The 12607-nt window shown below is 71.2% G+C and carries 13 protein-coding genes and 1 pseudogene; 1 reads left to right on the forward strand and 13 read right to left on the reverse strand.

Features of this window, described 5'->3' with window-relative positions; all coding sequences use genetic code 11:
- The 3 genes and pseudogenes from E4P40_RS29100 to E4P40_RS21850 form a co-directional block, all read right to left on the reverse strand.
- Positions 1 to 213 (reverse strand): annotated as a pseudogene (locus E4P40_RS29100) (hypothetical protein); the annotation flags it as partial.
- 9 nt (positions 214 to 222) lie between these two features.
- Positions 223 to 1200 carry a WYL domain-containing protein gene (locus E4P40_RS21845; RefSeq protein WP_209305456.1) on the reverse strand — a complete coding sequence of 326 codons (978 nt, stop codon included), beginning with the start codon at positions 1198 to 1200 and terminating at the stop codon, positions 223 to 225.
- Positions 1197 to 2174 carry a WYL domain-containing protein gene (locus E4P40_RS21850; RefSeq protein ID WP_135160523.1) on the reverse strand — a complete coding sequence of 326 codons (978 nt, stop codon included), beginning with the start codon at positions 2172 to 2174 and terminating at the stop codon, positions 1197 to 1199. The genes E4P40_RS21845 and E4P40_RS21850 overlap by 4 nt, the downstream gene beginning before the upstream one ends.
- 78 nt (positions 2175 to 2252) lie before the next feature.
- On the opposite strand from E4P40_RS21850, the gene E4P40_RS21855 reads away from it, so the two are divergent.
- Positions 2253 to 3401 (forward strand): DUF3866 family protein, encoded by a 1149-nt coding sequence (locus E4P40_RS21855; RefSeq protein ID WP_135160524.1) that lies wholly within the window; start codon positions 2253 to 2255, stop codon positions 3399 to 3401.
- 21 nt (positions 3402 to 3422) lie between these two features.
- Here the strand turns inward: E4P40_RS21855 and E4P40_RS21860 are convergent, their stop codons facing one another.
- The 10 genes from E4P40_RS21860 to arc all read right to left on the reverse strand — a co-directional run.
- A complete protein-coding gene (locus E4P40_RS21860) occupies positions 3423 to 4622 on the reverse strand; it encodes an MFS transporter (protein WP_167762335.1) in 1200 nt (399 codons plus the stop codon).
- An 89-nt stretch (positions 4623 to 4711) separates the two neighbouring features.
- The gene (gene pafA / locus E4P40_RS21865; protein ID WP_135160526.1) at positions 4712 to 6070 is read right to left on the reverse strand and encodes a Pup--protein ligase; all 1359 of its coding nucleotides are present in this window, start codon (positions 6068 to 6070) and stop codon (positions 4712 to 4714) included.
- A 72-nt stretch (positions 6071 to 6142) separates the two neighbouring features.
- Positions 6143 to 6496: a hypothetical protein gene (locus E4P40_RS21870; protein ID WP_135160527.1), complete on the reverse strand. Its 354-nt coding sequence runs from the start codon at positions 6494 to 6496 to the stop codon at positions 6143 to 6145.
- A 2-nt stretch (positions 6497 to 6498) separates the two neighbouring features.
- Positions 6499 to 7350 carry a proteasome subunit alpha gene (gene prcA / locus E4P40_RS21875; RefSeq protein WP_135160528.1) on the reverse strand — a complete coding sequence of 284 codons (852 nt, stop codon included), beginning with the start codon at positions 7348 to 7350 and terminating at the stop codon, positions 6499 to 6501.
- Between the two features lie 4 nt (positions 7351 to 7354).
- Complete coding sequence (gene prcB, locus E4P40_RS21880; protein WP_135160529.1) at positions 7355 to 8212, reverse strand: proteasome subunit beta; 858 nt, start codon at positions 8210 to 8212, stop codon at positions 7355 to 7357.
- A complete protein-coding gene (locus E4P40_RS29545) occupies positions 8209 to 8973 on the reverse strand; it encodes an endonuclease VII domain-containing protein (RefSeq protein ID WP_135160530.1) in 765 nt (254 codons plus the stop codon). Before E4P40_RS29545 ends, prcB begins: the two co-directional genes overlap by 4 nt.
- 24 nt (positions 8974 to 8997) lie before the next feature.
- Positions 8998 to 9207, reverse strand: a complete 210-nt coding sequence (locus E4P40_RS21890; protein WP_135160531.1) for a ubiquitin-like protein Pup — start codon at positions 9205 to 9207, stop codon at positions 8998 to 9000.
- 88 nt (positions 9208 to 9295) lie between these two features.
- Positions 9296 to 10801 (reverse strand): depupylase/deamidase Dop, encoded by a 1506-nt coding sequence (dop, locus tag E4P40_RS21895; protein WP_135160532.1) that lies wholly within the window; start codon positions 10799 to 10801, stop codon positions 9296 to 9298.
- Between the two features lie 67 nt (positions 10802 to 10868).
- Positions 10869 to 11354 carry a hypothetical protein gene (locus E4P40_RS21900; protein ID WP_135160533.1) on the reverse strand — a complete coding sequence of 162 codons (486 nt, stop codon included), beginning with the start codon at positions 11352 to 11354 and terminating at the stop codon, positions 10869 to 10871.
- A 149-nt stretch (positions 11355 to 11503) separates the two neighbouring features.
- A partial coding sequence (gene arc, locus E4P40_RS21905; RefSeq protein WP_135160534.1) for a proteasome ATPase occupies positions 11504 to 12607 on the reverse strand: 1104 nt, incomplete at its 5' end.

Below are 12607 nucleotides of genomic sequence, written 5' to 3' on the forward strand. Positions count from 1 at the left end.
CGGCTCCTCGACGGCCAGCTGCCGGTACACCTCGTGCACGAAGGGATTGGCATCCCGGTAGGTGTGCTGGGGCGCCAGCCCGTACAGGGGGACCTCCACCCGCACGCCGGCGTCCGCCAGCCGCCCGGCGGCCCCGAGGAGGCCGTAGGCGATCGAGCCCAGGACGACCAGCGCCAGGACGACGGCGACGATCCAGACCATCAGGAGCAGCACGGGCCGACCCTAACCGGCGGGCTCCCCGCCGTAACGCGCCAGTGCGGCCCGGGCGTCGGCGGCCACCTGGGCGGCGAGCGCGGCCGGCTCCTCCACCGACGCCTCGCCGCCGAGGGAGGCCACGAGCCGGCGGGCCCAGGAGAGGTCCTCGGTGCGCACCGTGACCGCGAGCCCGCCCGGCGGGTCGTCGACGGCGGTGACCGAGTCCACCGGGTAGTAGTCGGCCACCCAGCGCGCGCTGCGCGACAGCCGCAGCCGCACCGCCGGGGAGCGCGGATCGGGCTGGTAGATGCCGTTGTCGACGTCGCGCTCGTGGGCCTGCGGCGGCGGGGCGGCCGGCTCGTCGAGGACGACGACGTCGTCCACGCGGTCGAGGCGGAACAGCCGGACGCCCTCGGCGCGGCGGCACCACGCCTCGAGGTACCCGCGGCCGTCCACGAGCAGCAGCCGCATGGGGTCGACGGTCCGCTCGGTGCGCTCGTCGCGCGTGGGCACGTAGTAGTGCAGGTGCAGCGCGCGCTTGCGCTCCAGCCCCTCCCGGACGACGGCGAGCGCCTCGTCGCGGGCGTCGACGCTGACCGCGACCGGCGTGACCCGCTCCACGGCATGCCCGGCCGTCGCCGACACCTTGGCCAGTGCCCGGCTGACGGCCTCGCGCTCGGCCAGGCCGGGCAGCTCCAGCAGGGTCTTCAGCGCGACGACCAGCGCGACGGCCTCGTCGGTCGTGAGGCGCAACGGGCGCGCCATGCCCGCGGGGAAGGTGACCCGGACGCGGTCGCCCTCGAAGGCGAGGTCGATGAGGTCGCCGGGGCCGTAGCCCGGCAGGCCGCACATCCACAGCAGCTCGAGGTCGCTGCGCAGCTGCCGCTCGGTCACGCCGAAGTCCCGCGCGGCCTCGGCCAGGGCGACGCCCTCGGGACGGGCGGTCAGGTACGGGACCAGCGCCAGGAGGCGGGTCATCCGGTCGGTGGTGCCGGTGCTCGTCACGCGCTCTCCCCCATCGCGGCCAGGCGGGAGAGCCGGGCGATCACCGCGTCCCGGACCTCGGCCGGCCCCTCGACCACCACGTCGGCGCCGTAGGCGACCAGCTGGTCGGCCAGCCGCCCGGGTTCGGTCGTGCGCAGCTGCAGCCGGTCGTCGCCGTCCTCGGCGGCGCCGAGCGGGGTCGCCTGGCGACGCAGGCCGATGGCGGTGCCCGGCCGGGCACGCACGACGACGAGGTGCTCCGCTCCCCCCACCTGACCCGCGACCACCGCCCCGAGATCGAGGTCGGTCGGCGGCTCGAAGGCGCCGGCCGGGCCCGTGGCCTTGGGCGTGCCGACGACCCGCGAGAGCCGGAACACCCGCTCGGCACCACGGTCGAGGTCGAGGCCGACCAGGTACCAGCGCCCGTGCCAGGCGACGACTCCCCACGGCTGGACCCGGCGGCGGGCCGGTGCGTCCTCGTCGGGTCGCTGGTAGCCGAACTCGAGCTGCCGGCGGTCGCGGGCGGCGGCGTAGCACGGCTCGAAGGCCGGCTCGCCGGCGTCGAGCCGCGGCTGGAGCGGGATCGCTCGGGAGCTGTCGACGTCCACACCGGCCGCCTTGAGCTTCACCAGCGCGCTGTGCGCCGGGCCGGCGAGCTGGGCGGACTCCCACAGCCGCAGCGCGAGGCCGACGGCGGCGGCCTCCTCGCCGGAGAGGTGGATCTCGGGGAGCTCGTAGTCGGCGCGCGCGATCCGGTAGCCGTCCTCGGTGTCGAACACGCTGGTGCGACCGGTCTCCAGGGGGACGCCCATCTCGCGGAGCTCGGCCTTGTCCCGCTCGAACATCCTCTTGAAGGCCTCGTCGGCGCGGTCGCTGCCGTCGTCGGGCTCGTAGCCGGGCACCGTGGCACGGATCTTGGCGGCCGTCACGTACTGCCGGGTGCTCAGCAGGGCGATGACCAGGTTCACCAGTCGTTCCGCCCGCTTGGCTGCCATGCCGCTCAGGCTAGTCAGCCGCGGCGACTCCTCCGCCGCCGGTGGGCCGCCGTCCGAAGGGCTGGCTAGCCTGCGGTCATGCCCTTCTCCGCCTCGCCCCCGCCGCCGTCCCGCATCCGCTGGCGGCGCGGGACAGTGACGGCCACCGGCCGCCGGGGCCGGGACAGCCTGGAGCTGACGGTCGAGGTGCCCGGCGAGGGCGAGCTGCGTGCGCTGGCCTACCCGTCGATGGTCGGCATCCCCCAGGTCGGGGACGGCGTCCTGCTCAACACCACGGCGCTCGCCCAGGGGCTGGGCACGGGTGGGGTCGCGATGGTGGTCGCCGTCCCGGATCGGCTGCCCGACGACCCTGCGGGGCCCGGCCACCTGGTGAAGGCGCGCTACACGCCGTTGCAGGTGACGGTCACCGGTGTCGACGAGCAGGACACCGAGCACCACGAGCTGCTCGCCGAGGCCGACGACCTCGGCGGCATGCCGGTCGTCGTCGCCGACCTGCACTCGGCGCTGCCGGCGGTGCTGATCGGGATGCTCGCCACGGATCCGGACCTGAAGGTCGCCTACGTGATGCAGGACGGCGGGGCCCTGCCGGCCGCGTTCTCGCGCACGCTGGACAGCCTCGCCGCCTCGCTCGTCGGGACCGTCACGGTCGGGCAGGCCTTCGGCGGCGATCTCGAGGCGGTGACCGTGCACACCGGGCTGCTGGCCGCCCGGCACGTGCTCGGCGCCGACCTCGCGATCGTCACGCAGGGACCGGGCAACCTCGGCACCGGGACGCCCTGGGGCTTCTCCGGTGTCGCGGCGGGAGAGGCGTGCAACGCGGTGACGGTGCTGGGCGGCGAGGCGATCGGCGCGCTGCGGATCTCCGACGCCGACCCGCGGCCGCGTCACCGCGGCGTGTCACACCACTCGTTGACGGCGTTCGGCCGGGTGGCGCTGGGCGGGGTCACGCTGGTCGCACCCCGCGGGCTGACGTCGGAGCTCGGTGGCCAGGTCGACGAGGACCTCGCCGGGCAGCCGGACCGGAACCCGGTGGTGTGGGTGGACACCGATGGCCTGGACGACGCCCTGGGCCTCTCCCCGGTGCCCCTGCGGACCATGGGGCGTGGGTATCCCGAGGAGCGGGCGTACTTCCTGGCGGCGGCCGCGGCGGGGCGCTTCGCTGCCCTGCGCGTGCCCGTGCCCGAGGGGAACGACGTTGCGCCGGAGTCCGGCGAGGCAGCGCCCTGACCCTCGGCCGCTGACGGCGCGCTACGGCTGCCGGCTGTCGGCTGCCCGCACGCCTGCGTCGGTCCCCGCGGTTGCGGGTGACGACGGGGCGGTGCTCTCGGCCTGAGCGGCGCCTCTACCCAGCTGCGCCAGCGTCGCCAGGGCCAGGAGTGGCACGCCGAGGGCCAGGAACGCCAGGCCGGGCCGGCTCCACTGGGACAGCGCCACACCCATCAGCGGGGTGCCTGCGGCGATGAGCACCATCGCGGGGGCGTTCATCACGGCGATGGCCAGGCCCGGGCCGGCGCTGTGTGCGCGGGTCACGGTGTCGAAGATGGGGCCGAAGGGGACCCCCACGGCGAAGCCGAAGATCGCCGTGCAGGCGACAGCGGTCGGCAGACCGGGGACGAGGACCAGGACGAGCAGGCTCACGCCGGCCGCGACCAGACTGAGCACGACGGTCAGGCGCCGACGTTCGGGGTGGCGCTGGGCGGCCCATCCTCCCCAGGGGCGCCCGAGGATGCCGCCGACGAGGACCAGGCCGGTGACGATCCCGGCCTCGCTGGGAGACATGCCGTCGCGGTCGACGAGGAACACGACCAGCCAGCTGCTGACGAGGATGCTGAAGCCGAACGTCGCAGCCTGGGCGGCGGCCAGCCGCCAGATGACGGGGCTCGACAGCAGGGGGCGGATCCGCAGGGCGACGTGCGACGGGTCGGCGCGTTTCGTGGGTGCCGAGACCAGCAGCGCGATCATCGCCGCCACGGCGACGACGACGCTCGACGCGAAGACCGCGCGCCAGCCCGCGTACTGGCTCAACCAGGCCACGGTCGCGATCGCCAGTCCGCCGCCGCCGATCGAGAACCCGCCGTACACGCCCTGGGCCTGGCCCGCCCCGCCCAGGAGCCGGATGTACGTCGCGCCTGCCACGAATCCGACCCCGGAGCCGATCCCGACGAGGAAGCGCAGCGCGACCGCCCACCCCAGGTCCGGTGTCCACAAGATGGCACCGTTGCCGAGAGCGCAGAACAGCAGGCAGGCGAGGCCGACGCGCCGGGGACCGTGACGGTCGATCAGTCGCCCGCCCGGGATCTGCGTGACGACCTGGGCCAGGAACACGGCGCTGGTGAGCAGTCCGACGCTGGCCAGGTCGACGTCGAATCGTGCGGCGATCAGCTCGGGCGCCCCGCCGACGTTCGAGATGTTCCAGGTGACGGCGACACCGAGCGCGTACGGGGCCAAGGAGCCCTTGGGCGCAGAAACGGCGGGCCGCAGACGGCCCGGAAACGGAACTCGCACGCTGCCCCTCGTCTGGGATGGCCGGACCGCGCTCACATGCTGGCGATGAGCTTGTCGACGCGCTCGTCAACCGCTTTGAACGGGTCCTTGCAGAGGACGGTGCGCTGGGCCTGGTCGTTGAGCTTGAGATGCACCCAGTCGACGGTGAAGTCGCGGCGCTTCTCCTGCGCCTTGCGGATGAACTCGCCGCGGAGCCGGGCCCGGGTGGTCTGCGGGGGCACGTTCTTGGCCTCGAAGATGCGCGGCTCGTGGGCCACCCGCTCGACCTGGCCGGCCCGCTCCAGCAGGTAGTAGAGGCCGCGGCGTCGGCTGATGTCGTGGTAGGCCAGGTCCATCTGGGCGATGCGCGGATGGCTCAGCGGCAGGTCCCGCTTGGCGCGGTACCGCTCGATCAGCGAGAACTTGATCGCCCAGTCGACCTCACGGTCGATCAGGCTGAGGTCCTCGGTGTCGACGGCCTTGAGCACCCGGCCCCACAGCTCCAGCATCTGCCGGTGCTCGGGGCTGCAGCCCTCCCGGTCGACGAACTCGGCGGCCCGCGAGTGGTACTCCGACTGGATCTCCAGCGCGGACATCTCGCGGCCGCTGGCCAGCCGGACCTTGCGCCGTCCGGACATGTCGTGGCTGATCTCGCGGATGGCGCGGATCGGGTTCTCCAGCGTCATGTCCTTGATCGGGACGCCGGCCTCGATCATCCGCAGCACGAGGTCGGTCATCGTGACCTTGAGCAGCGTCGTCGTCTCGCTCATGTTGGAGTCGCCGACGATGACGTGCAGCCGGCGGTAGCGCTCGGCGTCTGCGTGCGGCTCGTCGCGGGTGTTGATGATCGGCCGGGACCGAGTCGTGGCGCTGGAGACGCCCTCCCAGATGTGCTCGGCGCGCTGGCTGACGCAGTAGATGGCGCCGCGGGGTGTCTGCAGGACCTTGCCGGCGCCGACGACGATCTGGCGGCTGACCAGGAACGGGATCAGGACGTCGGCGAGCCGGCTGAACTCGCCGTGCCGGCCGACGAGGTAGTTCTCGTGGCAGCCGTAGCTGTTGCCCGCAGAGTCGGTGTTGTTCTTGAACAGGTAGATGTCGCCGGTGACGCCCTCCTCGGCCAGGCGCTGCTCGGCGTCGACGAGGAGGCCCTCGAGGATGCGCTCCCCCGCCTTGTCGTGGACGACGAGCTCGGTGAGGTCGTCGCACTCGGCGGTGGCGTACTCGGGGTGGCTGCCGACGTCGAGGTAGAGCCGGGAGCCGTTGCGCAGGAAGACGTTGGAGCTGCGCCCCCAGGAGACCACCCGCCGGAACAGGTAGCGGGCGACCTCGTCCGGGGAGAGCCGGCGTTGACCCTTGAAGGTGCACGTGACGCCGTACTCGGTCTCGATGCCGAAGATCCGTCGGTCCACGATCCGAGACTAGGCGCCGGGAGCGACAGTGGCCGCGTCACTGCGCCCCGGCGCGTTCCGATCGGGTGACGTTCAGCCGTCGCGCGTCGCGTCGAGGTGCTGGAGGAGCTCGTCGGCGGCCTTCTCGATCGCGTCGTGCCCGTTCTGGGAGGCCCGCTGCTTGCCGTGGATCAGCGCGGCGCGGTTGACCGTGCGGAAGTCGCCGTACGGGAACGCGTACCGCTTCTTCGTCTCCTCGTTCGCGTCCGGGTCGATCGCGAGATACCAGGCGCTCAGGCCCTCGTAGCCGCGCTTGTCGATCTCCGCGTTCTCGTCGTCCGCGGAGGGCGCGGCGTCGGACCACTCGGTGTCGGCGTCGTACTTCCCGTCGTCGATCAGCCTGCGGGCGTGGTCGACGGCGGCCTCGTTGACGCGGTACCTCGGCACCGTCAGTCCTGCGGGTCGTGCTCGGTGCCCCCGGCGGTGTCGGGGTTGGCGGGGTCACCGAGACCGGGCGGGGTGCCCGGCTCGGGGACGCTCGGGGCGTGGGTCGTGGTGGCCGGCTCGCGGTCGTCGGGCGCGGGGGTCTCGTCCCCGAGCAGGGTGCGCAGTGCCGAGCCCACGACGCGCCGGAAGGCCCGCTTGGGACGGCGCCGGTCGAGGACGGCGACCTCGAGCTGCGCGCCGGTCAGGCGGGTGGGGCCACCGTTGGTGGCGCCAGCGGTGACGGGGCTGACCGCCGACAGCGCCGCGACGCCGACCTCGAGCGCGTCGGACAGGCCCATGCCGGAGTGGAAGTTGTCGCGGAGGTGGCCGGTGACCGCCTCGGCCTGGCCGCCCATGACGACGAAGTCGGGCTCGTCGACGATGGAGCCGTCGAAGGTGAGCCGGTAGAGCTGGTCGTTGTCGGGCCGGTCGCCGACCTCGGCGACGCAGAGCTCGACCTCGAAGGGCTTGGTCTGCTGGGTGAAGATCTCGCCGAGGGTCTGGGCGTACGCGTTGGCGATGACCCGGCCGGTGACGTCGCGGCGGTTGTAGGAGTAGCCCCGGACGTCGGCCAGGCGGACGCCGGCGACGCGCAGGCTCTCGAACTCGCTGTAGCGGCCCACCGCGGCGAAGCCGATGCGGTCGTAGAGCTCGCCGACCTTGTGGAGGGTCGAGCTGGGGTTCTCGGCGATGAACAGGACGCCGTCGGCATAGGTGAGGACGGCGACGCTGCGGCCGCGGGAGATGCCCTTGCGGGCGTACTCCGAGCGGTCCCGCATGAGCTGCTCGGGCGAGGCGTAGTACGGCATGGTCATGGCTTCAGGCCTCCCGCGGCATGTTCTGGCGGTCGGCTTCGGCCCGCTCGCTGACGATCGTGTCGGCGACGGCGGCGATCTCAGCCTCCGTGAGGCGGACGGCGCCCTCGGCGTCCACCCGGTAGACGATCGGGTAGAGCCGGCGGACGGGGTCGGGGCCGCCGGTCGCGGAGTCGTCGTCGGCGGCGTCGTAGAGGGCCTCGACGACGGTGCGGGTGGCGGCGTCGGCGGGAAGGCCGCTGCGCCAGGTCTTCTTGAGCGAGTTCTTGGCGAAGAGGGAGCCGGAGCCGACGGCTGCGTAGCCCCGCTCCTCGTAGTTCCCGCCGGTGACGTCGTAGCTGAAGATGCGGCCGGGTGCGGTGCCCTCGGCGGCGTCGAGGTCGAAGCCGGCGAACAGCGGGACGACGGCGAGGCCCTGCAGGGCTGCACCGAGGTTGCCGCGGATCATCGCGGCGAGGCGGTTGGCCTTGCCGTCGAGGGACATCGTGAGGCCCTCGATCTTCTCGTAGTGCTCGAGCTCCACCTGGTAGAGCCGGACCATCTCGATCGCGATGCCCGCGGCGCCGGCGATGCCGATGACGCTGTAGGAGTCGGCCGGGTAGACCTTCTCGATGTCGCGGCTGGAGATCAGGTTGCCCATGGTGGCGCGGCGGTCGCCGCCCATGAGGACGCCGCCCTCGTAGGTGACCGCGACGATCGTGGTGCCGTGCGGCGCGATCTCACCCACGGGCAGCATCGGGACGGGCCGGCGACCGGGCAGCAGGTCAGGCGCGGTGGTGGCGAGGAAGTCGGTGAACGAGGAGCCCACCCGGTCCAGGTAGGCGGGCGGGAACCCGCTCCGGCCGCTCGACTGATCGCTCACCCATCCGCCTCTCCCGCCTGCTCACGCCGGCGTGACCCGCTGCTCCGCCCCGTGGTCCGCGCGCTGGTGCCGTGCGTGCCTGGCCGTCGTTGCGACCCTACCGGCGGCTCCCCCGGCCGGATGGTCCGGACCGATCCGAGCCCAGCAGCTGCGGCGACGGCGATCACGCGCTGGCTCAGGGTGTGGAACTGCACGTATTCGGCCGCGGCACGCAACACGTCCGGATCGTCCTTGAACTGGCCCAGACCGCCGTTGCAGTTGAAACACAGCAACGCTCGGACGGCTCCGGTGGCGTGATCGTGGTCGACATGCGCAGCCGGGGCCACTCGGCAGATCGCGCACATTCCGCCCTGGTTACGAAGCATGTGGTCGGCCTCTGCGGCCGTGATCCCATACCGGCGCGTCAGGTGGTACGTCCGTGACCCGCCGACCCTGTCCTTCGCGAGTTTGCCCCTCGCATTGTGACAAGGCTTGCAGTAGGAGCCGTAGCCGGTGGTCGACGCGACAGTCCTGACGAATTCTTCGACAGGTAGGACCCGATCGCAGTCGGCGCACCATTTATGCCCCGCGGGGATGACAACTTTCTCCGAGGGGCGCCGCTGCACGCGCGGACGAGTGCGACGCGCCTCGCGACTGTGGAGGGAGCGCTTCGCCAGGTGCTCACGGCAGTAGAACGCTAAGCCGTCTCGTGTCCGAGCGTTCTTCGTGAAATCCCCGACTGGGCGGTAGTCGTCACAGTCCTTGCAGAACTTGAGAGCCATTGCGCAGATTTTGTACGCAATTATTCACTGGCCCCCTTTTTGTACATACTGCCTAACGAATTCTTCCGAATTCTCTTCCAATACCTCGTCAATTTCATCCAGCAAGGAATCGACGTCATCGGTCATTTCCTTGTGGCGTTCGGCGGTCTCCGTATCGACCGAGGCCTCGACCTCGTCGGTCTCCTCGCGCGACCGCGTCGCCTTCTGCTGCCCGCCGGTGTCCCTGGTGGCCATCGCTTGCCCTCCCGGTCTTTCGGAACTGCTGCTGCGCTGAAGTTACCCGCAGGATGTGACGTTTCGGGTCACACGGACGGGCCGTCGATCACGATCCGGTGATGGTGTCCACGAGCTCCTGCGCGGTGGCGGACGCCTCGAACAGCGCCCCGACGTGCTCCCGTGTGCCCCGCAGCGGCTCCATCGTGGGGATCCGCACGAGGTTCTCCCGGCCGAGGTCGAACACGACCGAGTCCCACGACGCTGCGGCCACCTGGGCCGGGTACCGGCGCAGGCACTCCCCGCGGAAGAACGCCCGGGTGTCCGACGGCGGCGCGGTCATCGCCCGCGTGACCTCCTCGTCGGTCAGCAGGCGCTGCATCGAGCCGCGGGCCACCAGCCGGTTGTAGAGCCCCTTGTCCGGCCGCACGTCGGAGTACTGCAGGTCGACCAGGTGCAGCCGCGAGTCGCCCCATCCGAGCCCGTCCCGCGACCGGTAACCCTCGAGCAGCCGCAGCTTGGCCGGCCAGTCCAGCCGGTCGGCGCAGCGCATCGGGTCGATCGCGAGGTCATGCAGCACCTCGGCCCACCGGCGCAGCACGTCGTGGGTCAGCTCGTCGCTCTCCCCCTGCGTCGCGACGAACTTCTCCGCCTGCTCGAGGTAGACCTCCTGGACCTCCAGCGCCGTCATCTGCCGGCCGTCGCGCAGCCGCACCTTGTGGCTCAGGGTCGGGTCGTGGCTGATCGCCTGCAGCGCCTCGACGGGGTCCTCGATCGCGAGGTCCCGCGGCAGCGCCCGCGCCTCGATCATGGCCAGCACGAGCGACGTCGTCCCGACCTTGAGGTAGGTCGACAGCTCCGCCAGGTTGGCGTCGCCGATGATCACGTGCAGCCGGCGGTACTTGTCCGCGTCGGCGTGCGGCTCGTCGCGGGTGTTGATGATCGGCCGCTTCAGCGTCGTCTCGAGGCCCACCTCGACCTCGAAGAAGTCGGCGCGCTGCGACAGCTGGAAGCCCTGCGCGCGACCCTCCGTGCCGATGCCCACCCGACCGCTGCCGGCGAACACCTGGCGGGTCACGAAGAACGGGATCAGGCCCCGGATGATGTCGATGAACGGCGTCCTGCGGTCCATCAGGTAGTTCTCGTGGGACCCGTACGAGGCCCCCTTGCCGTCGGTGTTGTTCTTGTAGAGCTGGATCGTCGGATTGCCGGGGATGCGTGCCGCGCGCCGCGCCGCCTCCGCCATCACCTGCTCCCCCGCCTTGTCCCACAGGACGATGTCGCGCGGGTTGGTGACCTCTGGCGTCGAGTACTCCGGGTGCGCGTGGTCGACGTAGAGCCGCGCCCCGTTGGTCAGGATGACGTTGGCCATCCCGGTGTCCTCGTCGAGGTCGTTGTGGTCCAGCGCCTGCGCCGGCGAGAGGTCGAACCCGCGAGCGTCGCGCAGCGGCGACTCCTCCTCGAAGTCCCAGCGCGGGCGCCGCGGCGTGGGCGCCCCCGCCACCGCCCAGGCGTTCACGACCTGGCTCGACAGCGTCGTCGGGTTGGCGGTCGGCTGTCCGGGCACCGAGATGCCGTACTCGACCTCGGTGCCCATGACACGCCGCACGCTCATGCGCCAACCCTAGGCGTCCGCCGTCGGCACCCGCCGCAGAGACGCCGACGGCCTGCTGACGGCGGCCCTAGAGGGCAGTCAGGGCCCCGATGAAGAGGGCGAATGCGCACCAGGTCGTCGCCATCTGGATCCAGTTGATCGTGAAGTACTTCTCGCGCCCCGCTTCCCAGTTCGGCGGCATCGCCTCGGGGTTCCACGCCAATATGACCTTGTAGTGAGGCGTCTTGACGGCGTTCGAGAGGACGATGACGCCGACGAACACGATCACCAGGCCGATCGCGGTGAGTACGAACGAGGTGGAGCCGCGGTCGTCCCAGAGCAGCACGAGCGCCACCACGGGCAGTAGGAACATCCCCAGCGCCCAGGCGAGGTTGAAGACCTTTCCCCAGGAATGGTGCGCGAATCGAAGGAACGCCTCCATGAAGCTGCGGAAGTCCCGGCCGTCCATCTCCGCGAGCATCGGGCGCATGATCGTGCAGAGCATTCCCAAGAGGCCGGCCGCGAGCCCGGAGAAGAAGACGGTCGCCGCGAGAACCCACGCCTCACCCGTCATGGCGTGCCCTCCTCGGCCGATTGGGCACGGTAGGGCCCGCTGCTACGGCCTGTCGACGGCCTCAGACGCCGCACGCCTCGACGGCACCCACCGCAGAGACGCCGACGGCCCGGCCCCTCGTGAGGGACCGGGCCGTCGAGGCGCTGGGATCAGAGGTACTGACCCGTGTTCGTCGCCGTGTCGATCGCCCGCCCGGACTCGTTGCCCTTGCCGCTGATGAGCGTGCGGATGTAGACGATCCGCTCGCCCTTCTTGCCCGAGATCCGGGCCCAGTCGTCGGGGTTGGTCGTGTTGGGCAGGTCCTCGTTCTCCTTGAACTCGTCCAGGCACGCCGCCATCAGGTGGCTGACCCGCAGACCCGACGTCCCGGTCTCCAGGTGCTCCTTGATCGCCATCTTCTTCGCCCGGTCGACGATGTTCTGCAGCATGGCGCCGGAGTTGAAGTCCTTGAAGTACAGGACCTCCTTGTCACCGTTGGCGTAGGTCACCTCGAGGAAGCGGTTCTCCTCGCTCTCGGTGTACATGCGCTCGACGGTGCGCTGGATCATTCCGGCGATGGTCATCTCGCGGCTGCCGCCGTGCTCGGCCAGGTCCTCGGGGTTGATCGGCAGCGTCGTCGTCAGGTACTTGCTGAAGATGTCGCGCGCGGCCTCGGCGTCCGGCCGCTCGATCTTGATCTTCACGTCCAGCCGGCCCGGCCGCAGGATCGCCGGGTCGATCATGTCCTCGCGGTTGGAGGCGCCGATGACGATGACGTTCTCCAGCCCCTCCACGCCGTCGATCTCGCTGAGCAGCTGCGGCACGATCGTCGACTCGACGTCGGAGGACACACCCGATCCGCGCGTCCGGAAGATCGAGTCCATCTCGTCGAAGAACACGATGACCGGCGTGCCCTCGCTGGCCTTCTCCCGGGCCCGCTGGAAGACGAGCCGGATGTGCCGCTCGGTCTCGCCCACGTACTTGTTGAGCAGCTCGGGGCCCTTGATGTTGAGGAAGTAGGACTTCCCCTGGTTCGTGTCGCCGTCGCCCTTCGCAGCGGCGACCTTCTTCGCCAGCGAGTTCGCCACCGCCTTGGCGATCAGCGTCTTCCCGCAGCCGGGCGGCCCGTACAGCAGGATGCCCTTCGGCGGGCGCAGCTCGTACTCGCGGAACAGGTCGGAGTGCAGGAACGGGAGCTCGACGGCGTCCCGGATCTGCTCGATCTGGCGGGAGAGGCCACCGATGTCGCTGTAGTCGATGTCGGGGACCTCTTC

This window comes from Blastococcus sp. CT_GayMR20 (assembly GCF_004570345.1).

Excerpts from the sequence above, each read along its gene's own strand:
- E4P40_RS21850 (WP_135160523.1), bottom strand. The coding sequence starts at position 2,174 with ATGGCAGCCAAGCGGGCGGAACGACTGGTGAACCTGGTCATCGCCCTG.
- E4P40_RS21855 (WP_135160524.1), top strand. The coding sequence starts at position 2,253 with ATGCCCTTCTCCGCCTCGCCCCCGCCGCCGTCCCGCATCCGCTGGCGG.
- prcA (WP_135160528.1), bottom strand. The coding sequence starts at position 7,350 with ATGACCATGCCGTACTACGCCTCGCCCGAGCAGCTCATGCGGGACCGC.
- E4P40_RS29545 (WP_135160530.1), bottom strand. The coding sequence starts at position 8,973 with ATGGCTCTCAAGTTCTGCAAGGACTGTGACGACTACCGCCCAGTCGGG.
- E4P40_RS21890 (WP_135160531.1), bottom strand. The coding sequence starts at position 9,207 with ATGGCCACCAGGGACACCGGCGGGCAGCAGAAGGCGACGCGGTCGCGC.
- dop (WP_135160532.1), bottom strand. The coding sequence starts at position 10,801 with ATGAGCGTGCGGCGTGTCATGGGCACCGAGGTCGAGTACGGCATCTCG.
- E4P40_RS21900 (WP_135160533.1), bottom strand. The coding sequence starts at position 11,354 with ATGACGGGTGAGGCGTGGGTTCTCGCGGCGACCGTCTTCTTCTCCGGG.